This is a genomic window from Blastococcus colisei (assembly GCF_006717095.1).
Lineage (GTDB): Bacteria > Actinomycetota > Actinomycetes > Mycobacteriales > Geodermatophilaceae > Blastococcus_B > Blastococcus_B colisei.
On the sequence record NZ_VFQE01000001.1, the window covers coordinates 1,404,921 to 1,424,229 of the forward strand.

Here is a 19,309-nt window from a genome sequence, read left to right on the forward strand (position 1 = left end):
CACGGAGAGGACGACGGACCCATGGCCGGCCACGAGAAGCAGCTCATCGCGTTCCCGGTCCATCCGGGCGTGACCCCGCTGGACGTGGTCGGGCCGCTCACCGTTCTGCGGAACCTCAGCGGAACCCCGTACCGGACGGTCGTCGTCGGGGAGCGCATCGCGCCGACCGAGACCGACACCCGGATGCGGGTGGTCCCGGCCGCGACCTTCGCCGAGGTGCCGCGTCCCTACGCCGTCGTCGTGCCGGGCGGGGGAGCGGCCACCCTGTCGGCGATGGAGGACGAGGCGTTGCTCGGCTACGTGCGGTCCACGGCCGGGACTGCAGAGCTGGTCGGATCGACCGGCGCGGGCGCGCTCGTCCTCGCCGCGGCCGGCGTCCTCGAAGGACGGCGGGCAGCCGTCCACTGGGCCTACGCCGACCTGCTGGAGAGCCGGGGAGTGACTTACGCCCCGGAGCGCTGGGTGGCGGACGGCCGGTTCCTGACGGCGGCCGGCGGGTCGGCCGGGATCGACATGATGCTGGCGCTCCTCGCCCGGCTGAAGAGCAGGTCCGCGGCCACGCTGGCCCAGCTGTTCATGGAGTACGACCCCGAACCCCCGTTCGGCCCGAGCGACCGGAGCGGCGACGGTGAGCTCGCCCGGCTGCTCAGGACGTCACCCGCCGCCGACCGCCGCCGACCGGCGCGAGCAGAGGAGCTGATCCGCATGCCGGCTGCGACCGGGGGCGAGCGGACCATCGCCGTCGTGCTGTACCCAGGCCTGACGCTGCTGGACCTCGTCGGCCCGCTGCAGGTCCTGACCGAGCTCGAGCGGTTCGCGCCGCAGTACCGCACCGTGGTCGTGGCCGCCCGCATCGAGCCCATGGCCACCGATGTGGGGGCCGAGGTGGTCCCCGACCAAACCTTCGCGCAGGTCCCGCACCCGTACGCGATCGTCGTCCCCGGCGGCAGGGGCGGCACGATCCGGTCCATGAGCGACCCGGAGGTCCGGGGGTACGTGCGTGCGGCGGCAGCGTCGGCGGCGATCGTCGGATCGGTGTGCACCGGCTCGCTGATCCTCGCGTCCGTGGGCCTGCTGGCAGGGCGACCGGCGACGACCAACTGGTTCTTCTCCGGAGTGCTGAGGCCTTTCGGTGCCCACTACCACCGCAAGCGCTGGGTGGAGCACGGCAACGTGATCATGTCCGCCGGTGTCTCGGCCGGCATCGACATGGCCCTGTACCTGGCCGCCCGGCTCACCGACGAGGCGACCGCGCGGCGCGTCCAGCGGGCGATCGACTACGACCCGCAGCCCCCGTTCGGTGGCATCGACTGGGGTCACGTCCCGCTGCTGCCCCGCGCCATGCGCGGCGCCGTCGGGCTGGCGGCGCCGGTGATCGCGGCCCGGCCCATGTGGGTGTCCCGCGTGGAGCGCCGGTCACGTCGGGACTCGACCCGAGCCGCCGTCCCGTAGGAGCGACGGGCGGTGTCCTCCCCGGGGCGCCGCGCCGCCCACCGCGACCGGGTGTGGCAGGTCGCCGCCACCGGCCGCGGTAGGTGGACCGCTACGCGGCCCCGGTCCCGTCCGTCACCTGGATGCCGCCGCTCGGGGCGGTCGCCGCCCGGATGGCGGCGAGCGTCACGAGTGCGGCGAGGATCGTCAGGGGCCAGCCGAGGACCAGTTTGCCCGCCGCGAGCAGCCCCGGCTGGTCCGCGAGGTACAGCACCGTCTGTCCGCCGGCGCGGACCCCGAAGACCACCGACCAGCCGATCGTGGCGGTCGTCAGGGTGCGGCGCAGGGGGGTGGTCCAGGCCCCCGGACCTCGGCGGTCCACGAGGAGTCCGTACGCGATGCCGACCAACGGCCGGCCGATGAGCACGGAGCCCAGGAAGACGATCGCGTACGTCGCGTCGACGTAGATGGCGGGAAGGAAGAAGTCGCGGGCCTCGCCGGCCTGGAGGGCGAACGCGACGGCGATCGCGAGCCCCGCCAGGCCGCCGAGTGCCTGCCGCAGCGGCTGCCGGCGGACCAGCCGCACGGCCACGATGCCGCCCCCGGTGACCGACGCGGCGGCGGACGCCATGGCCAGGGCGGTCGCACGGGGAGCGCTCGCACCCACGACGGCGTTCACGACCGCGAAGACGAGTGGTGGCAGGCCGCCGTCGAGAATGCCGCGACCGCCGCCGAGCACGGCGAGCACGCGGGCGCGGAGCGGATCGTGCGGCGTCGGGTGGTGCGGCGTCGGTTCGGCGACGCCGAACAGGCCGCCGATCGCCGGGATGGTGGAGCGGCGGACGCGCCGGCCTCCCGGCCGGATGCCGGTGCCGCTCTCGGACGAGCACATCGGGATTCCTCTCGGACGGGCCTGGGCCGACGCGGCCGGGGGGCCGTGGCGTCAGACTGCCCAGCAGTGCTGTCCCGGCGCTGTCCGTCCGGCGTCATGACGGGGGGAGACCGCGTCACCCGCGCCAGCGACCCGTTCAGCGCCCGGACAGCGCCGCGACAGCCCCTGCACGCACCCTCTGCATCGATCCGGACCGGTACCGAGCAGAGGAGAGACGTGATGAGTTCCCACGACGCGGCGGTGCGGCCGTCGCCCGACGAGTCGATCGTCGAGCCGCCCGCCGGGGGGCATGCCGCAGGGCCCTCGAGCCGTGCGCACGGTTCGGCATCGCCGGCACCGCCACCTCGGGATCGGACGCGAAGCATGCCGGTGGCGGTGTGGGCGCTGGTCATCGGCGCCTTCGCCATGGGTGCCGACGAGTTCATCGTCGCGGGCGTCGTCCAGGAGATCGCCACGGCCCTGCGCGTGACGATCGGCGACGTCGGCCACTTCGAGAGCGCCTACGCGGTGGGCGTGGCCGTGGGCGCCCCGCTGTTCGCGGCGCTCGGCACCCGGTTCCCGCGCCGCAGCATGCTGCTGGCGACCACCGGCGTCTTCCTGGCCGGCAACCTGCTCTCGGCCCTGGGCCCCTCCTACGGCCTGATCATGTCCGGCCGGGTGGTGTCGGCGATGGCACACGGCGCGTTCCTCGGGATCGCGGCGGTCTACGCCGCCGAGCTCGTCGATCCGGCTCGCAAGGGCCGGGCCGTCGCCACGGTGTTCACCGGCCTCACCGCGTCGACGGTTCTCGGTGCCCCGATCGGTGCGGCCGTCGGGCAGGCGCTGGGCTGGCGGTTCACCTTCTGGACCCTCGTGGCCCTCGGTGGCCTGGCCTTGATCGGTCTGCTGGCGTTCCTGCCACCCACCGCCCGACCCGACGGCTCGGCCTCCCACGGGCACGGAGCGGCCGGGCACACCGGCCCGCCGCACGGCCACCAGGAGCACGGCCACCAGGAGCGCCACCACGAGGCGCGCCACGACCACGCAACCGCTGAGACGGACGGCCTGGACGCGCACGCCCTGGCGCACCTGGGTGGCGGCGGGCACGAGCCGAGCATGCGCGAGCAGCTCGCCGCTCTGCGTCGTCCCGCGGTGTGGGCAGCCCTGCTGACCACGCTGCTCGGCTACGGCGGTGTGTTCACCAGCTACGTCTACATCGCCCCGCAGTTCACCGAGGTGACCGGCTTCTCGACCGGATGGATCACGCCGCTGCTGCTGCTCTTCGGCATCGGACTCTTCGCCGGCAACGACCTCGGTGGCCGCCTCGCGGATCGGCGGCTGATGCCGGCGGTCCTCGGGACCATCGGCGCGCTGGCGGCGGTGCTGTTCGCCATGACCTGGCTGATCGAGCACCCGGTCACCGCGGTGATCGGCACGTTCGTCTTCGGCGCCGCCGCCTTCGCGGTGGTCGCCCCGCTCCAGCTGCGGGTCATGAATGCGGCCGGGCATGCGCGCGACGTGGCCTCGGCGGCGAACATCTGCGCCTTCACCCTCGGCAGCGCGCTGGGCATCTACCTGGGCGGTGCCGCGATCGACGGGGGACTGGGGTTGGCGTCGGTCAACTGGGTCGGCGGGCTCATCAGCACCGCGGGTCTGGTCATCGCGCTCGTCAGCTGGGTACTCATCGATCGCCGGTCGACCCCGGAGCCGCAGCACCAGCACCAGCACTGAAGGACCCGGCCCCGGCCGGCGAGACCGGCCGGCGTTCGCCTACGAGTCGGGCTGGCGTGCCATCAGGGCCGTGGACTGCTCACCCCGGTTGCGCCGCTGTTCCTGCTGCTTGCACCAGCCGTAGCGGGTGAGGCCGCGCGGCTTGTAGATCGAGAGGACCGTGACGAGCAGCAGCACCACCAGACCGCCGACGGAGTGCGGGAGGGTCCCGGGCAGCTCCCGGGGATCGGCACCGGACGCCGCAGCCTCCGCCAGCGCACGGATCGTCTGCGTCTCGAGCACGAGGACGGCCGTGGCGACGAGGGTGAGCAGGAGCTTCACCAGGACCCAGTAATGCCGGAACAGGCCCCACGGGCTGCCCAGTGCGTTGACGATCCCGACGATCACGGAGGCGAGCGCCAGGGGAACGATGGCGTAGAGCACCGTCAGTTCCATCGCCACGTAGGCGGAGCGGACCCGGTCGAGATCTCGGCCGACCACGGCGGTGACGTCGAGGACCAGATACGCGAGGACGGCGCCCAGCCAGCCGACCGAGGTCACGACATGGGTGGTGAGAACCGCTCTGCGCAGGCGTGGCGGCATGGTCACCCGAGGCCAGCGGTCGCCGGTGGGGAACCGGTCGCCGGCAGCCCGACGGCGGGAGCGGGCACGCCGGACATGTGCCGTCCCGGCCCGTGCTCGCCGATCCCGGTGAGCATCAACACGAGGAACAGCGCCACCAGCAGAGCCACGGCGATCGCTGCCACCTTCACCCAGCGCGGCATGCGGGGAGGCTGTTCGCGCTCGGCATCGGGACGAGGCGTGGTGTCCGCCATGTGGCGCTCCTCCGACCGAGCCGGCCCGGATGGCCGACGGGGGAACGTTATCGAGACACCCTGTTCGCGTCGAGACAGGGTGTACCGGCCCCGGCGTGTCGTAGGCTTCCGCGGTGCCGAAGCTGTGGACCGACACGATCGAGGCGCACCGCCAGACGGTGCGCCAGACGATCCTCGACACCACGTGGGCACTCGTCGCCGAGCGCGGACTGCTGTCCGTGACGATGTCGCAGATCGCGGAGAGGACCGGGATCGGCCGGGCGACGCTGTACAAGTACTTCCCCGACGTCGAGGCGATCCTCCTCGCGTGTCACGAGCACCACGTGACCGAGCACCTCGGTCGCCTGGCCGCACTCGCCGACCAGCCCGGCGACGCCGACGAACGGCTGAAGGCGGTGCTGGCGGCGTACGCCCTCATCACCCACCACCGCGCACGCCATGGCGCCGAAGAGCTCGGTGCCCTGCTGCATCGGGGGGCGCACGTCGACCGGGCGCAGCAGCAGATCGTCGACCTGTTCCGCGATCTGCTCATCGACGTGGGGGCGGCCGGCCGGCTCCGGACCGACGTGGCGCCGGAGGAGCTCGCCAACTACTGCCTGCACGCCCTGACCGCAGCCGGCAGTCTGCGGTCGGAAACCGCCGTCCGCCGGCTCGTCGAGGTCACCGTGACCGGCTTGCGTCCGCCAGGGGCCACCTGACCTGAACGGGCGTCGGCCTCCGGCCCGGCGCCGCGGCGATGAGCAAGGTCACAGGTGAATCACGGCGAATGGCCTCCTGTCACAGGGCTGCGCCGCCGATGGCGTACCTGGCCACCCGACGGGGCTCGCGTACGCGCTCATCGAGGAGCGCCCCGAGCCGGTCTGCGGTGCTGCACCCGCCGGTGGCCGCGTCCATCGCCGTCCACCGAACGGAACCTCGCTCCACCATGATCGCCGCTCTCGGCTTCTTCGCGGCCACCCTCAGCATCGCCGTCATCTGGCCCCAGGTCTGGCGCTCATGCCGCCACGGCCGCACCCGCGGACTCTCGCCGACCAGCGCCTGGCTCGGGGTCGCCCTCAACCTGTGCTGGTTGACCTTCGGTGTCCTCATCGGCGAGCCCGCGCAGATCGTGACCCATGCCGTCGTCGGCGCGGGCAACACCGCCGTCCTGGCCGCCCTGCTGAACGCCCGACCGCACCTGCGATCGCGCCGGATGCTGTTGCGCACGGCTGCCGGCGCCGTGGGCCTCGGCGCATCGGCGGCCGGCAGCGCGCTCGCGGTCGTCGTCCTCGGGGCCGACCCGGCCGCCGTCGCCATCATGCTGGGCGCGGTGAGCTCAATCGTCGGTGCCGTCGCCGCACTGCCGCAGCCGGTGAGCCTGCTCCGCGACCGCAGCCAGGACATGTCGGGCCTGTCCCCGGCGCGGTGGCGGCTCGGCGCGGGGTCCTGTGCCTCCTGGACGAGCTACGGCTGGCTGATCGACCAGCCCGCGGTGTGGGGGTCCGCCGGCTTCGGGCTGGGCTGCGCCCTGGTCATGTGCGCGCTCCTGCGGACCCGTCGCACGGCGCAGCCCGCCGCGACTCGAGCCCCGGCGCGCCCTGCGGTCGCCGCAGTCCCCGGATGCCGCATCCCCGTCACCGCTCGGGCAGCGCTCGCCGCGGCCTGACCCGACGAGGTCAGCGGCCGAGCGCCACCACCTCGTCCAGGCCCGCCTGCAGGTCCTCCACCAGCCCGGCCGGGTCGGTGACCGCGGCGGCGTCGACGTTGATGCCGATGCAGCACATGTCCTCGTGCGACAGCAGCGTGATCATCGCCGCGCACCCGGGGAGTGGCCCGAACGGGAACATCCGCACGATGCGCGACCCCGCGATGTAGACCGGGTGCGACACCCCAGGCATGTTCGACACCTGCACGTCGTTCGCGCTGGTCAGCGAACCGGAGAGCGCGCCGATGACGGGCGCCGGCAGCCACCCCAGGATGGGGCCGACCAGGTCGTCGAGGACGCCGGAACCGCTCTCGTTGCGCGCCGACAGGACGAACTCGCGGATCGCCTTGATCCGGGTGGCCGGGTCCGGCTCGGACAGCGAGGCAGGGAAGCGGGCGCCGGTGAACCGGTTGCCGCCCTGCGGGTCGTCCTGCGCGCGCAGGCTGATCGGGATGCCCAGGGTCAGCGTCTCCGCCTGCGCCCCCAGCCGCTCGTGGTACCTCCGGAACCCGCCGACGACGGCGGCCAGGAAGCCGTCGTTGAGCGACCCACCCGCCGCCTTCGACCCGGCCTTGAGGTCGGCGAGCGGCACCTCCGCCACCTCGAAGTGCCAGCCACCGCTGCGCGGGGTGAGCAGCGGCGAGCCGCCCCGCGGTGGTGTGAGCGTGGCGGACGCCGACCGGGCCGCGTCGACGGCCTGGATCGCCGCCTCCCACGGCCGCCGGAGGCTGCCCAGCGCGCCGACACCCCGGCGCAGCACGGCCAGCGGCGCCGATCTCGCCGTCCCGAGGATCTGCTCCTTGAGCACGCCCACGGGTGAGGCGTCGCCCGGGAGCGGGACGGGCGGCTCCGGGCGGGACGGGTCGTGCTCGGCGGTGCGGCTGTGCAGCAGGCTCATCAGCTGGACCGCGCCCAGCCCGTCGGTGGTGCTGTGGTGGGTCTTGACGACGTACCCGGCGCGGCCGTCGGCCAGGCCCTCGACGAGGAGCACCTCCCACAGCGGGCGGTCCCGGTCGAGCGGGGCGGCGGCGAACTCGCCGACGACGTCGAGCAGCTGGCGCATCGACCCGGGCGCGTCGAGGCGGATCCGGTGCAGGTGCTGGTCCAGGTCGAGCCCGGCGACCGTCACCCAGCGCGGCGCACCCACCCCCAGCGCGGGCTCCACCACCCGCTGCCGCATCCGGGGCACCATGCGCGACGCCCACTCGTGCGCGGCTCGAAGCCGTTCCCACTCGGGAGCCGGCTCGAGCAGCTCGAGCAGCGTGACGTTGCTGCGCAGCCGGGGATCGGCGACCTCCGCCCGCCACATCGCCGTCTCCAGCGAGTTCATCTCCGCGGAGATGCCCCAGTCCAGCGGGGAGGCCGGGGGAGCGGCGGCGTCGTCGTCGGCGCCGGCCTCGGTGACGTCGACCGGGCGGTCGCTGCGTCCCGACCAGTTGGCGAGGGTGTCCAGATACTGGCCGCGGACCTCGGCCACCTTCTCGTTCAGGTCCCCGAGCGTCCAGCCCTCCGTCGGGACGGGAGGCAGCACGCGGACCTGCACCGTGCCCGACTGGATGGTGGTCGCGCCCCGCCACATCAGCTCGCCGGCGTTGCGGATGACGATCGGCACGATGGGCACGCCGGCCTGCATGGCGACGTGGAAGGCCCCCTTCTTGAACGGGCCGAGGTTCGGCGTCGCCGACCGTGTTCCCTCCGGGGCGATGACGAGCGAGATCCCCTCCCGCAGCCGCTGCACCGCGGGTTCCAAGGCCTGGCGGGCCTTCGCCGGGTCGCCGCGGTCGATGAACGCGACGTCGGCCAGCCGGAAGGCCAGCCCGAACCCCGGCGTGTTCGCCAGCTCCTTCTTGGCGACGGCGGTGAAGCCGCCGCGCAGCAGCTTGGCCAGCACCAGCACGTCGAGCTGGCTCTGGTGGTTGAACAGATAGACGGCCGGTCGGGTGGCCAGGTGCTCGGCGCCCTGGACGTCGAGCCGGACCCCGGCCAGCGCGCTGCCCAGCTCGCCGCCGAGGGTGATGCCGAGGTCGACGGCCTCCCGCCGGGACCCGTTCAGCGCGCCGAGGGCGACGCCGGCGGCGAACCCGCCGAGCAGCCCGCCGATGCCCGCGGCGGTGCGGGCCAACTCCGCCGGACCGCTGCGGCCGCGCGATCGGAACCGGGCGATCGGCCAGGAGTAGTGGCGGGCGGCCGACGCCAGCCCGCTGCCCGGGTTGAGCGCCCGGGCCCGGCCGACGGTACGCAGGAAGGGCACGTCCTCGTCGCCGTTGGAGTAGGCGAAGCTCCGCGCCAGGTCGATGCCGTGTTCCTCGGCGAAGGCACGCACGGCGGCCGCCTTGCCGGCGCGCCAGAGCAGCGGACCGCCGGGCCGGCCGGTGCAGATGCCGTCCTCGATCTGCACCGGCGAGACGAGGATGTGCTCGACGCCCATGGCGCGCGCGGCGGGCTCGACCTGGAACCGGGTGGCCGACGAGGCCAGGACGACGGTGTGCCCCGCCTGCAGGTGCGCGATCACCAGCCGCCACGCCTCCGGGTAGAGCGAGCCGGCGATGCCCTGGACGAACAGCCGCTCGCCGAGCTCGACCAGCTCGTCCTCGCTGCGTCCGGCCCAGGCCTTCATGCCCGCGACCGTGAACTTCTCGAAGTCCTCCTCGGAGGTGACCCCGCGCAGGCCGGTGAGCAGCAGCTGCCCCAGATCGGCCGGCGTGACGTGCAGCGAGCGCAGGTGGTGCCGCGCGAAGGCGGCCAGCGAGTACCCGTCGATGACCGTGCCGTCGAAGTCGAAGAAGGCGCCCACCCGCGGACCGCGCGGCCCGGCCTCCACGTCGGCGAGCAACTGCTCCTCGCTCCACTCGCCCGCCCGGGCGGTCGTCGCCGGCTCCTGGTCGACGTTCACGGCTCCACTCCCACGCTCTCCCGCCGCGCCGCGGCGTCCAGCTCGTCGATGACCACCACCCGGCAGACGACGTCGCGCACCTGGGCCGCCCACTCCTGCCGCCGGCGGGCCAGCTCCTCGCGCCCCGGGTCGACGAGGTCGAGGTTGCGGGCCAGCTGCAGTGCGGCGGCGAACAGCTCGCGCGACAGCGACTCCGGCCCGTGCAGGCGGCCCTGCAGCAGCATCTGCTGCCCGACCCCGCTGCACTCGGCGAGGACATCGGCCTCCACCACCGGCGTGCGGGGGTCCCGTGCCGCGAGCCGTTCCGCGACCACCAGCTGGGCGTCGACGAACGACCGCAGCACCCGGTGGGCCACCAGCAGCGGCGCCCGGCACAGCACCTCTCGGCCGTCGGCGGTCTCCCAGTCCGGGTCGAGGCGCTCGAGCTCCGCGCCGATCCGCTCCCGGTAGTCGTCCCGCTCGGGGAAGAAGAACTCGAACTTCAGCTGGTCGCGCAGCCTCATCGCCTCGTCCCAGCGGTCGACCGGATCGCCCAGCATGACCAGCTCGGCGATGGCCCGGTCGACGAAGTGGTGGATCGCGCTGTTGCGGTAGAACGCCGCCACGAGGTGCTGGCCGCGCTCGATGGCGTGCACCGGCTCCTCGCCGCCGTCGTAGACGGTGACGACGCCCTGCCCGGCCAGCGTGGTGAGCACCTGCCGAACCCCTCGGAAGGTCCGCAGTCCACCGCCGGAGTGGGGCAGGCCCCGCTCGTCGAGGTAGTCCAGCAGCGGCTCGACCACCCGCCGCACCTGCCCGAGGGTCAGCGCGCGGTCCCGGACGCCAAGCAGGGCCAGGGTGACGAGCGCCGTCGCCGTCGCCGGGGTGACCGAGTTGATCCCCACGGCCACCTGGAACGCGACCTTCTGCAGCGTCAGCCGCCGCGCGTCGGGATCGGTGGGGTCGGCCCCTGCCTCGAGCGCTGCCGCCAGCGACAGCGGCTCGGCGAACGCCACCTGCACGGTGCCCAGCGGGGTGCTCAGCTGCTCGCGGGCGTAGGAAGCCAGCCACGACAAGCCCTCGCCGCGCTTGGCTGCACCGCCCTGCTCGGCCGCCATCAGGGAGACCTCGCGCAGCTGGTCGTAGGTGATCGAGACGGGTACGAGGAGGACGTCGTCCACCCGCCCGCGGTCGACCGCGTCAGCGACGTAGCGCAGCAGGCCGTGCCGTGGCGGGCGCAACTTGCCGGTCCGGGAGCGGCCGCCCTCCATGTACCACTCGAGGTTGAAGCGCTTGGCGAGCAGGAAGGCGAAGTACTCCCGGACGGCGAGCTTGTACACCTGGTCGTCGCCGAAGCTGCGCCGGATGAAGACGATCCCCGCCCGCTTGGCCAGGGGCCCGACCGGCCAGAAGTTCAGGTTGTCACCGCCGAGCACGTGGTTGCGCGGGAAGTCGTGGGCGGCCAGCACGTCGGCGAGCACCAGCGGGTCGACGTAGGAGCGGTGGCTCGGCAGGAAGACCAGCGGGGAGCGGCGGTTGAGCTCCCGCAGCCTCGCCAGCCCCGCGGTGTCGGCCTGCACGTCCCAGGCCCGGGAGTGCAGCGGCCGGAACATCCCGGTGAAGACCTCGACCGCGGCCGGGTCGACCGCCGCCACGAGCCCGTCGAGCGCGGCCGCGCCCCGGTCGTGCAGCTCCTCCTCGGGGCACTCGAGCCGCTCGGTCAGCAAGACGAGCTCACGGCGGAACTCCGGGCTGGCCTGGATGGCCTCGACGACGTGCCGCGGCACCTTCACCCGTTCGCCCACGACGCGGCGCTCGGCCCGGTCGAGGGCCAGCGCCGCCTGCTGGGCGACGAAGTCCGCCAGCGATCCGGTGCCCTCCCAGCGCCTGGCGAGCTCGGTGACCGTGGCCGGCGCGGCCAGCACCACCTGCGCGCGGTCGGGGTCGCGGTGCAGCGCCATCTTCTGCAACGGCCCGGGAGGCCGGCGGCGCAGCGCGGGCATCGCGGCCGACCAGCGCCCCCTGCGCGACCCGGCGTCCTCGTGGCCCACCGGGTGGCGCGGGGCCCACGCGACGCGGACCGCGGTCACCACCGTGTCGGGGTCGGCGTCGGCCAGCGGACCCGCCAGGTCGGCGCCACGCAGGGGCAGGACCGTCGTCGGACGGTCCGACACCTCCTCGGCGAGCGCAGCCTCGACCAGCCGCCGCTCCGTGTCGCTCGACGCGTCGACCAGCACGATCAGGGAGGCGTCGTCGCCCACCTGGAGTGCGGCCACTCCTGCCACCTCTCGTCGGGGAGGGAAACCCTACGGAGAACATGTCTCATCGGCGCCGCGACCGCGACTCGTTCGCTGCTCCTTGCCCCTGCCAGCTCGAGCGGCGACCGCAGCAGTGGACCCGGGGAGCCCAGATCCGTCACGGTTCCGGGCTCTCCGGGCCCACTGCTCGGGTCGGCGGCACGAGGTCAGGGCGCCGCACGGGATGCCGCTCGCTTCAGCGCCTCCCGCAGGCGTTGAGGTGCACCCGCAGCTGCTGACCGCGGTCGATCACCACCGGCACCCGCTCGACCACGCGTCCGTCGCGCTCGCAGGTCAGCGTCCAGTTCTCCACCAGCCCGGGAACGGTCGAGGTCTCGGCGTCGAACAGCGAGGCGGTCAGCGTCCAGGTCGGCGTCACCGAGGCGAAGTTGATCGCCCGCAGCACGTAGGTGCCCTGCTCGGGGGCCTGCAGCAGCACGCGCTCCTTCTCCCCGACGAAGTTGCCGGAGCTGCCCACCTGGGTCAGCGAGCCGTCGGCGCCCTTGCGGTACACCTCGAGGTCCATGTCGTCGGGCGTCGGCCAGTCGAGCACGACCTCGAACAGGTCGGCGTCCTGACCGACGGTGAACTCGTGGTCGGTGGACTGCAACGGCAGTGTCGTCCCCGTCCAGGACTCCTGCGCCACCGGCTCACCGGACACCGTCTCCACCTGCCGGTCCATCACCACCGGGCGGGTCGAGGGGTTGACGTGCCAGGTGTACCGGCCGTCGGGTCCGACGGTCATCGTGGTGTTCAGGGTGTCCTCGATGACGCCGTCCCAGGTCGGGGTGGCGAAGTTCTTCTGCAGCCGCAGGGTGGCGCCGGCGGGCGCCTTCCCGGTGAGCACCGAGTGCGTCGTCGGGTCGACGGCGTTCTCCAGCGCCAGCAGGTACGCCTCGCGGTTGCCCTTGCCGGCGTACTCCCCGGCACCCAGGTACTCGTCGACCACCTCGAGGAAGGGCGGGTGGAACTCGTGGGCGCCGATCTCGAAGGTGTAGCCGAAGCCGCCCGTCGCGTTGTACGACCAGTCCTCCGTCGAGCCGGTGGTGTCGTAGAGCTCCCACGCGTGCTGGCTGGTGTAGCCGTTCTGCGCGGCCATCGCGTCCCCGAGCGCCTTCAGTGCCGCCTCGTCGTACGGGTCGCCCAGCGGCACGCCCTCGCTGGACGGCACCAGGTCGGGGGCGGCACCGTTCGGGCGCAGCACCAGGTTCGAGAAGGTGTGGTTGGTGATCAGCGTGGTGACGTGCCGCCCGCTCACCAGCTCGCGGATGTTCTGCGTCTCCGGCTCGGAGAACGCCGACGCGCCCCGGTAGGTGGGGTCGGCGAACAGGTCCGACGCCCCGGGACCGCCCCAGTAGCCGCCGTAGTTGCGGTTGAGGTCGACGCCGGCGCCGTAGCCGCCGTTGCTCGTGGCGGCGAGGGCACAGCTGCCGTCCGGGGTGTCCTGCCCGTCCACGAGCCGGCAGTTCTTGCGCATGTAGGCGCTGCCGGGCGTGCCGAGGATGGTCGCGGTGCCGCCGCGGTCGGCCTCCCGCAGGTCGATCAGCCCGCCGTCGGTGCGGGACTTGGCGAAGCCGTCGACGTTGACCACCGGCACCACGACCACGCGGGAGCGGTCGACCAGGTCGGTGATCCGCGCGTCGGTGCCGTAGTTGCGCACCAGGTCCACCGCGAACTCCATCGCGTGCTCCCCGGAGGGCCACTCCCGCGCGTGGTGCACGCCGAGCATCAAGAAGGTCGGCAGCCCGCGGTCGGGTCCGGTTACGTCCTTGCCGATCTCCACGCCGTAGATCTGCTTGCCGTCCAGCGACGGGTGTGGCAGTGCGAACCGCTCGACCAGGTCGGGGTGCTGGTCGGCGAGCGCCGCCATGTCGGCGTTGTAGTCCTCCAGCGTGCGGTAGGCGTCCCGGCCCGACGGCAGCGGCGAGGTGGCCGTGGCCGCCGCGTAGGCCGCGTTCGCCTGGTTGTTCTCGGCCTCGCGCGCCAGGAGGTCGGGGATGCGGACGTCGAAGTCCAGACCGGCCCCGGTCAGGGTGGTCACGTCGGCGAGGGTGTGCAGCACCACCTCGACGTAGTCGTGGCCGGCGTGCTCGGTGAGATCGAGGCCGAGGGTCTGCAGCAGCGCCTTGTCGGCGCGCGTGGGCGTGTCGACGGTGACCAGTTGCGGCCGGAACAGGTTCTCCGCGTCGGCGAGGGGCGTGGCGGAGGCGGGCGGCGTGGCGCCGCTGGTGGTCAGGCCGACCAGCACGGCGGTGGTGACGCCGCAGAGGGCGATACGTGAGCGAACGGAGCGGAGCATCGGGTGCCTCTCCTGTCGGACCAGCGGGTCTGGCAACTGCTGACGAGAACGAGCCCGCCGCCGAGAGGTCACGCCCTGGGTGAGAACTACGACGATCCGAGACCGTTCTGCCGCGTCATGGCCGGACGACGGCGGAGGAACTCCTCGACCGGCCGGCTCGTCACCCCGCCGACCCGCAGCGACGCGACCCGCCCGTCGGCGTCCCGCTCGAGCGGGATCAGCTCACCCGCCGGGCCGAAGCCGGGCTGAGCGGCCACCCGCAGCGTCCCGGTGTCCACGACCTCGAGCTCCTCGACGGCGGGCAGCGGATCGGGCAGGGTCGGCCGGACCAGCACGAGCCGCCCGCCCAGCTCGGCGATGTCGAGAACGCCCCACAGGCTGGCGAACCGTCCCGTGAACGAGGCCAGGGGCGGCGCCCCGGCAGGCGGCGGGGGCACCTCGGCTCGCGGCTGGAGGGCGACGTCGATCAACTTGACCAGGCCGACGGCGAGGTCCTCGGCCGGCCCGTCGATCGCGTTGGTCAGCACGCTGACGACGAGCTTCCCGACCGGGTCGATCAGGGTCTGCGTGCTGTGCCCGGGATAGCCACCGCTGTGCCCGACGAGCTGCCGCTCGCCCACGGTCACGAGCGCCATGCCGACCCCGTACCGGCCGACCTCCGTGCCGTACGCCGTCACCACGGACTCCAGGCGCTGCATCAGCCGCTTCGAGTCGTCGGTGAGCAGCCGTTCGTCGCCCAGGAAGTGCGCCGACCCGTAGACGGTGAGCTCCTCGGCGGTCGAGTAGAAGCCGGTGGCCGCAGCCATCGCGCGGGTGTCGACGTGCTCGATCGTCGTCCGGCCGTCCTCGCCGAGGAGCAGCCCGGTGTGCCCGGCCGCGTACTCGTCGGCCCGGGCCGGGTCGTACTCCGCGCCCGTCCGGGTGAGGCCCAGCGGTTCCAGGACGGCGGTGCGCAGGTGCTCGACGTAGGACGTGCCGGTGACCGCCTCGATCGCCAGGCCGACCAGGGCGTAGCCGATGTTGGAGTACTTGAAGTGCTCGTTGCGCCGGTGGACGACGCCGGCGCGCAGGACCTCGGCGATCACGCCGTCCCGGTCGTGGAACGGCTGCCCCAGCTGCCAGAAGTCCGCGTGTGCGCCGTCGCGGACGACACCGGACTGGTGCCCGAGCAGCTCGCGGACCGTCGCCCGCGCGATCGGCGAACCACCCGCCTCGAGCTCGGGCACGTACCGGCCGATCGGGTCGTCCAGCCGCATCCGGCCGGCTTCGACCAGCTGCAGGACGGCGGTCGCGGTGAACGTCTTGGAGTGCGAGGCGATGCGGAACAGGTGCTCGGTGGTCAGCGGCGTGCCCGCGACCGCGTCCGCCACGCCGACCGCCGCGGACAGCACGAGCTCGTCCGCGGATCGGACGGCCACCTGCACACCGGGCAGGCGGCGATGCATCGACTGGGCCTCCATCCACGACCGCAGGTAGCCGGCAGCGGATCGGACGGTGTCGGTGGGGGAGGGCACGGCTCGAGCGTAGGGACCCGCCCGTCCTGGACGCCGCGGCGCCCGACGGGTAAGACCGGCGTCGTGACGTCGTCCCTCAGCGGCCTGGACATGCCCGTGGTGCTGCCCCGCTGGGTCTCCTCCGGCGCGGTCGAGGTCGTGTCGACGGGGAAGAGCAGGGCCGTCGCTGCCGGGCCCGAGTACTGGGACGACATCAGCGTCGGGCCGGCGGGGCACCGGGGCGGGCCGCGGCCGTGGACCGTGCGCACGCTGGCCCGCCGCGGCTGCCGTCCGGGGGTGGACGGCGGCTGGACCGTCGACCCGCTGCTCGACCGTGCGGCGGCCACGGCCGTCGTCGAACTGCTCCTCCAGCGCATTCCCCAGGGGCTGCCGGGGGAGGCGGTCAGGCGGCTGGTGGACGAGGCCGGCGACACCGGCGACAGGGTCGCCAGACGGCTGATGGATCAGCGCACCTGGAGCCGGACCGAGGCCGACGTCGACGGGCATGCCTTCGTGCTGTGGTTCCACCGCCGCCCCGAGGGGTTCGCCGCCGTCGCCGACCTCGGCCTCTCCGTGCTGCTCGTGCACGGGCAGGCCCCACCCGACGTCTGGGTGTTCGCCCTCCTCTGGCCCGAGCAGGCGCGGGCGGTGCTCGACAGGCACCGGCGCGCTGGACAAGGGATCGGTCCTGCGTGACCCTCGCGGCATGACGGAGCAGCGCTGGTCGATCCCGGTCGACGACCTCGTCGCGAGCGCCCAGGTGCCGGTCGCCGAGCAGGTCGAGGTGCAGGCCGAGCCGCAGCCCGCGACCGACTGGTCATCGGGCATGAACCCCTACGGCGACGGCATGTCCGCCGACGCCGACGGCGACTGAGCGCCAGGGCCGACGAGATGCCCGACGAGACCGACGACTGGGCCGCCCTGCTCGCGCAGTGCTCCCCGGAGGTGGCCGCACTCGTGACGGGCGCGGACGAGGTGGTCCGGCGCACCGATCCCGACGTCGTGCGCGTCGTGTGGCCGCACCAGAAGACGGTCGGCTACGGCGTCGGGCCGAAGAAGATGTCGGAGCACTACGCCTATCTGGCCGTCCATCCCCGGCACGTCAACCTGGGCTGCAACTACGGCGCCCACCTCGACGACGGCGGGCTGCTGGAGGGCGACGGCCAGAGCATGCGGAAGACGACCGTGCGTTCGACCGACGACCTCGCCGATCCGCGTCTGGTCCCGCTGCTCCGGGCCGCCCGTCACGAACGGTTGACGGCGCTGGGACGCGGCTGACCGGTCAGGGGCGGGGGTTGATCCGGGTCCAGCCCCGGTCGTACCGGCGCGCTCCCATGCCCGCCCGGCAGCGGCGGCAGACCTCCTGGACGCCCTGCCCTCCCCGACTCCGGCTGCACGCCCCGCCCAGGTCACGTGCGAGAAGCGGCCCAGCCGGGATCTGCTCAGGGACAGCCCGCAGACCGTCTCGTTCCGTCCGCGCGTGCACGCGTGCACGTCACCGGCGGGATACCGGATCCCCTCGTCAGGATCGGTCCAGCGGTCGGTGGTCGCGACGGCCGAGCTGCGCAGTGCCATGTGCGCTCCCGTACTCGCTCGGCGGCACGGACACCGCCCAAGTCACCAGCCGCGCGGGAGGGCCTTGTCATCGCCGCGCCGGTTCCAGCCGAGCGCGGCGGTGGCGACGAAGAAGACCAGCCCGACGACGGCGAGCCAGAACAGCCCCTCCACCACGGCCCCGATCACGGTGATTGCCAGCCAGATCACCAGCAGGAGTCCGAGCAGGCGCAGCATCGAGGCCTCCCAGGTCGGCGTCAGTACCCACCCAGCCTAGGCCGCGTTGCCCGTTCCCAGGCTCATCGCCGTCCCCGAAGCGGACGGGTGAGGGTCCTTAGCCCGTAGAGAGTTCTCCACAGGCTCCCTACCGTCGGCGGTTCACGGTGAGGGCCGGGTGGTCTCCATGTCCAGGGTGTGGGGCAAGCGGATGTCCGCGCCTGCGCTCGCTGCCATGCTGCTCACCGGCTGCGGGTTCCTGGGGGCGAGTCCCCCGGACCCGGCCGCGACAGGCGCCACGGCCGACTCCACGGCCGACTCCACGGCCGACTCCACGGCCGACTCCACGGCCGACTCCACGGCCGACGCCACGGCCGACTCCACGACAGGCACCACGGCCGACACCACGGCCGGGACCACGACGACGTCCAGCCGGACGCGGAACACCCAGGTCTCCGTCCGGGTGCCGCGGCTCCCGGCGGGCAGCGGTAGGGAGGGGGACCTCCTCGACTTCGAGGACTGCGTGTCGATCAGTTACCTGGGCGATGAGCCCATTCCGCCAGGCGTGACGCTCAGGGTGACCGGCGCTTCGTTCGATCCGCCTCTGCTCACGCGGGGTGGATCCGCCTGCTCGGACGACGAGATCCCGTGTCTGGACTCCGATTTCGCCTTCGTCGCGAACCCGGACTCCGCCGGGGACACCTGCTTCATCCCGGTGCAGGGGCAAGGGGAGCGACGACCCGACGAAGGCGACGAGAACGTCATCGACGAGCGTGTCGTTCTCACCCTCGCCGGGGCCGCGGAGTGTGCGCCTGGGGAACAGGCGCTGTGCGACGAGTTCGCTTCGGTCGCCGACGCGGACGGGCAGTCCATCCAGCTGAACATCCGTCTCCTCGAGAGCACCACGGAAACGTCCACGTCGTCGTCCTCGTCCACGTCGTCGTCCTCGTCCTCGTCGTCCTCGTCCTCGTCCTCGTCCTCGTCCTCCTCGTCCTCGTCGTCCTCGTCGTCCTCGTCGTCCTCGCCCTCCGGGCAGAGCATCCCGCCGCCAGGCTGACGGCCATGGCCGACGAGCCCTCCACCTTCGCGCGGCTGGAGCGCGTGGCCAGCTCCGCGGCGTCGGTCGTCGCCCCGCTGAGTGTGATCAGCGCGCTGTTGTTCTACTTCGGGTACGCCTCGTCCCGGGCGCAGTACGAGTACTTCGGCGTCGATGTCGACACGATCGGGCTGAGCACCCAGGACTACGTGATGCGCAGCCCCGGGCCGCTGCTCACCCCGTTGCTCGCTCTTCTGCTCCTGGCTGTCGCCGTCGCCGCACTCAACGAGCTCATCCGGCGTCGTGTGGCGGCCGCTTTCGCCGACGGCAAGGACCCCGCTCCCGCGGTGCGCGACCGTTCCCGCCGGCGGCTGCGGCGCGACCGGCAGCTGGCGCGTGCCGTCGTCGGCGCGGGCTACGCCGTTCTCCTGGCGGGGGTCGCCCTGATCCTTGCCTACGGATCCCTCCTGAACTGGCCGTACTACCCTCTGGTCACCCCGCTGACGTTGGCGCTGGGTGCCGCACTGGTTCTCTACGGACGCCGAATCGATCGGCTGCTCGACCCGCGGGGCGCGGGGCGGCGGCCCATGGCCATGTCGCTCGTCCTGGTGCTGGGCGTCAGCGTCTTCTGGGCCACGGCGACCTTCGCGCAGTGGTCGGGGCGTGGGTCGGCGGAGGAACTGGCGCTCACTATCGACAGGCTCCCGAGCGTCATCCTCGACACCACGGAACCGCTGCACCTGACCGCGCGGAACGTCGCCGAGGAGGTGCTCCCGCCGTCGGAGGGACAGACGTACCGCTACCGCTACCGGAACCTGCGGCTGCTGATCCAGGGGCGCGACCGCCTGTTCCTCGTGCCGGGCGGCCAGTGGTCGGCCGAGCACTCCACCCTGGTCGTGCCCATGGACGGGGACGTCCGACTGCAGTTCCAGTTCCAGAACGACCCACCGTTCGAGGTCGAGCCACCGTGACGGGGCGGACGCGTCACGGTCCCCGGGAGGGGGAACGAT

18 protein-coding genes are annotated in these 19,309 nt (G+C 73.2%); 8 read left to right on the forward strand and 10 right to left on the reverse strand.

Annotation, left to right across the window (positions count from 1 at the left end; all coding sequences use genetic code 11):
• The first annotated feature begins 21 nt into the window (after window positions 1–21).
• Entirely contained in the window at window positions 22–1,452 is a 1,431-nt protein-coding gene (locus FHU33_RS06695; protein ID WP_142024635.1) for a DJ-1/PfpI family protein, read from the forward strand.
• Window positions 1,453–1,543: 91 nt separating this feature from the next.
• On the opposite strand, the gene FHU33_RS06700 is transcribed toward FHU33_RS06695, so the two are convergent.
• Window positions 1,544–2,323 (reverse strand): DUF3159 domain-containing protein, encoded by a 780-nt coding sequence (locus FHU33_RS06700; protein WP_142024636.1) that lies wholly within the window; start codon window positions 2,321–2,323, stop codon window positions 1,544–1,546.
• Window positions 2,324–2,686: 363 nt separating this feature from the next.
• Between FHU33_RS06700 and FHU33_RS06705 the strand changes: the two genes are divergently transcribed.
• Window positions 2,687–4,033: an MFS transporter gene (locus FHU33_RS06705; protein ID WP_170182341.1), complete on the forward strand. Its 1,347-nt coding sequence runs from the start codon at window positions 2,687–2,689 to the stop codon at window positions 4,031–4,033.
• Between the two features lie 39 nt (window positions 4,034–4,072).
• On the opposite strand, the gene FHU33_RS06710 is transcribed toward FHU33_RS06705, so the two are convergent.
• Together FHU33_RS06710 and FHU33_RS06715 are read right to left on the reverse strand one after the other, a co-directional pair.
• Window positions 4,073–4,573, reverse strand: a complete 501-nt coding sequence (locus FHU33_RS06710) for a hypothetical protein (protein WP_211355024.1) — start codon at window positions 4,571–4,573, stop codon at window positions 4,073–4,075.
• Between the two features lie 44 nt (window positions 4,574–4,617).
• Window positions 4,618–4,848: a hypothetical protein gene (locus FHU33_RS06715; RefSeq protein WP_142024639.1), complete on the reverse strand. Its 231-nt coding sequence runs from the start codon at window positions 4,846–4,848 to the stop codon at window positions 4,618–4,620.
• A 113-nt stretch (window positions 4,849–4,961) separates the two neighbouring features.
• Between FHU33_RS06715 and FHU33_RS06720 the strand changes: the two genes are divergently transcribed.
• On the forward strand, window positions 4,962–5,546 hold the full coding sequence (locus FHU33_RS06720; protein ID WP_142024640.1) for a TetR/AcrR family transcriptional regulator: 585 nt from the start codon (window positions 4,962–4,964) through the stop codon (window positions 5,544–5,546).
• 227 nt (window positions 5,547–5,773) lie between these two features.
• Window positions 5,774–6,493 carry a SemiSWEET transporter gene (locus tag FHU33_RS06725; protein ID WP_142024641.1) on the forward strand — a complete coding sequence of 240 codons (720 nt, stop codon included), beginning with the start codon at window positions 5,774–5,776 and terminating at the stop codon, window positions 6,491–6,493.
• A gap of 10 nt (window positions 6,494–6,503) precedes the next feature.
• Here FHU33_RS06725 and FHU33_RS06730 read toward each other — a convergent pair whose 3' ends face one another.
• The 4 genes from FHU33_RS06730 to FHU33_RS06745 form a co-directional block, all read right to left on the reverse strand.
• Window positions 6,504–9,425, reverse strand: coding sequence for a wax ester/triacylglycerol synthase family O-acyltransferase (locus tag FHU33_RS06730; RefSeq protein ID WP_142024642.1), 2,922 nt, complete (start codon window positions 9,423–9,425; stop codon window positions 6,504–6,506).
• Window positions 9,422–11,680 carry a glycerol-3-phosphate 1-O-acyltransferase gene (locus FHU33_RS06735; protein ID WP_211355025.1) on the reverse strand — a complete coding sequence of 753 codons (2,259 nt, stop codon included), beginning with the start codon at window positions 11,678–11,680 and terminating at the stop codon, window positions 9,422–9,424. The genes FHU33_RS06730 and FHU33_RS06735 overlap by 4 nt, the downstream gene beginning before the upstream one ends.
• A 217-nt stretch (window positions 11,681–11,897) precedes the next feature.
• A complete protein-coding gene (locus FHU33_RS06740) occupies window positions 11,898–14,000 on the reverse strand; it encodes a M14 family zinc carboxypeptidase (RefSeq protein WP_142024644.1) in 2,103 nt (700 codons plus the stop codon).
• Window positions 14,001–14,086: 86 nt separating this feature from the next.
• Window positions 14,087–15,514 (reverse strand): serine hydrolase domain-containing protein, encoded by a 1,428-nt coding sequence (locus FHU33_RS06745; protein ID WP_246063358.1) that lies wholly within the window; start codon window positions 15,512–15,514, stop codon window positions 14,087–14,089.
• A 63-nt stretch (window positions 15,515–15,577) separates the two neighbouring features.
• Between FHU33_RS06745 and FHU33_RS06750 the strand changes: the two genes are divergently transcribed.
• From FHU33_RS06750 to FHU33_RS06755, 3 genes are read left to right on the forward strand one after another with little or no spacing between them, the layout of a single operon-like run.
• Window positions 15,578–16,189, forward strand: coding sequence for a hypothetical protein (locus FHU33_RS06750; RefSeq protein WP_142024645.1), 612 nt, complete (start codon window positions 15,578–15,580; stop codon window positions 16,187–16,189).
• 10 nt (window positions 16,190–16,199) lie between these two features.
• Window positions 16,200–16,367 carry a hypothetical protein gene (locus FHU33_RS24855; protein WP_170182342.1) on the forward strand — a complete coding sequence of 56 codons (168 nt, stop codon included), beginning with the start codon at window positions 16,200–16,202 and terminating at the stop codon, window positions 16,365–16,367.
• 17 nt (window positions 16,368–16,384) lie between these two features.
• Window positions 16,385–16,771, forward strand: coding sequence for a DUF1801 domain-containing protein (locus tag FHU33_RS06755; protein WP_142024646.1), 387 nt, complete (start codon window positions 16,385–16,387; stop codon window positions 16,769–16,771).
• A gap of 339 nt (window positions 16,772–17,110) precedes the next feature.
• On the opposite strand, the gene FHU33_RS24860 is transcribed toward FHU33_RS06755, so the two are convergent.
• The 3 genes from FHU33_RS24860 to FHU33_RS24870 all read right to left on the reverse strand — a co-directional run bounded on the left by FHU33_RS24860 (window position 17,111) and on the right by FHU33_RS24870 (window position 18,304).
• A complete protein-coding gene (locus FHU33_RS24860; RefSeq protein WP_170182343.1) occupies window positions 17,111–17,284 on the reverse strand; it encodes a hypothetical protein in 174 nt (57 codons plus the stop codon).
• Between the two features lie 141 nt (window positions 17,285–17,425).
• Window positions 17,426–17,710 carry a hypothetical protein gene (locus FHU33_RS24865; RefSeq protein ID WP_170182344.1) on the reverse strand — a complete coding sequence of 95 codons (285 nt, stop codon included), beginning with the start codon at window positions 17,708–17,710 and terminating at the stop codon, window positions 17,426–17,428.
• A gap of 87 nt (window positions 17,711–17,797) precedes the next feature.
• Window positions 17,798–18,304: a hypothetical protein gene (locus tag FHU33_RS24870; RefSeq protein ID WP_170182345.1), complete on the reverse strand. Its 507-nt coding sequence runs from the start codon at window positions 18,302–18,304 to the stop codon at window positions 17,798–17,800.
• A gap of 21 nt (window positions 18,305–18,325) precedes the next feature.
• On the opposite strand from FHU33_RS24870, the gene FHU33_RS06775 reads away from it, so the two are divergent.
• The gene (locus tag FHU33_RS06775) at window positions 18,326–19,270 is read left to right on the forward strand and encodes a hypothetical protein (protein ID WP_142024649.1); all 945 of its coding nucleotides are present in this window, start codon (window positions 18,326–18,328) and stop codon (window positions 19,268–19,270) included.
• Window positions 19,271–19,309: the final 39 nt, after the last annotated feature.

What these genes read in the sequence shown, in the direction of transcription:
- FHU33_RS06695 (WP_142024635.1), top strand. Translation starts at nt 22, where the DNA reads ATGGCCGGCCACGAGAAGCAGCTCATCGCGTTCCCGGTCCATCCGGGC.
- FHU33_RS06715 (WP_142024639.1), bottom strand. Translation starts at nt 4,848, where the DNA reads ATGGCGGACACCACGCCTCGTCCCGATGCCGAGCGCGAACAGCCTCCC.
- FHU33_RS06700 (WP_142024636.1), bottom strand. Translation starts at nt 2,323, where the DNA reads ATGTGCTCGTCCGAGAGCGGCACCGGCATCCGGCCGGGAGGCCGGCGC.
- FHU33_RS06775 (WP_142024649.1), top strand. Translation starts at nt 18,326, where the DNA reads ATGGCCGACGAGCCCTCCACCTTCGCGCGGCTGGAGCGCGTGGCCAGC.
- FHU33_RS06725 (WP_142024641.1), top strand. Translation starts at nt 5,774, where the DNA reads ATGATCGCCGCTCTCGGCTTCTTCGCGGCCACCCTCAGCATCGCCGTC.
- FHU33_RS06755 (WP_142024646.1), top strand. Translation starts at nt 16,385, where the DNA reads ATGCCCGACGAGACCGACGACTGGGCCGCCCTGCTCGCGCAGTGCTCC.
- FHU33_RS24855 (WP_170182342.1), top strand. Translation starts at nt 16,200, where the DNA reads ATGACGGAGCAGCGCTGGTCGATCCCGGTCGACGACCTCGTCGCGAGC.
- FHU33_RS24870 (WP_170182345.1), bottom strand. Translation starts at nt 18,304, where the DNA reads ATGCTCTGCCCGGAGGGCGAGGACGACGAGGACGACGAGGACGACGAG.
- FHU33_RS06705 (WP_170182341.1), top strand. Translation starts at nt 2,687, where the DNA reads ATGCCGGTGGCGGTGTGGGCGCTGGTCATCGGCGCCTTCGCCATGGGT.
- FHU33_RS24860 (WP_170182343.1), bottom strand. Translation starts at nt 17,284, where the DNA reads ATGCTGCGCCTGCTCGGACTCCTGCTGGTGATCTGGCTGGCAATCACC.
- FHU33_RS06740 (WP_142024644.1), bottom strand. Translation starts at nt 14,000, where the DNA reads ATGCTCCGCTCCGTTCGCTCACGTATCGCCCTCTGCGGCGTCACCACC.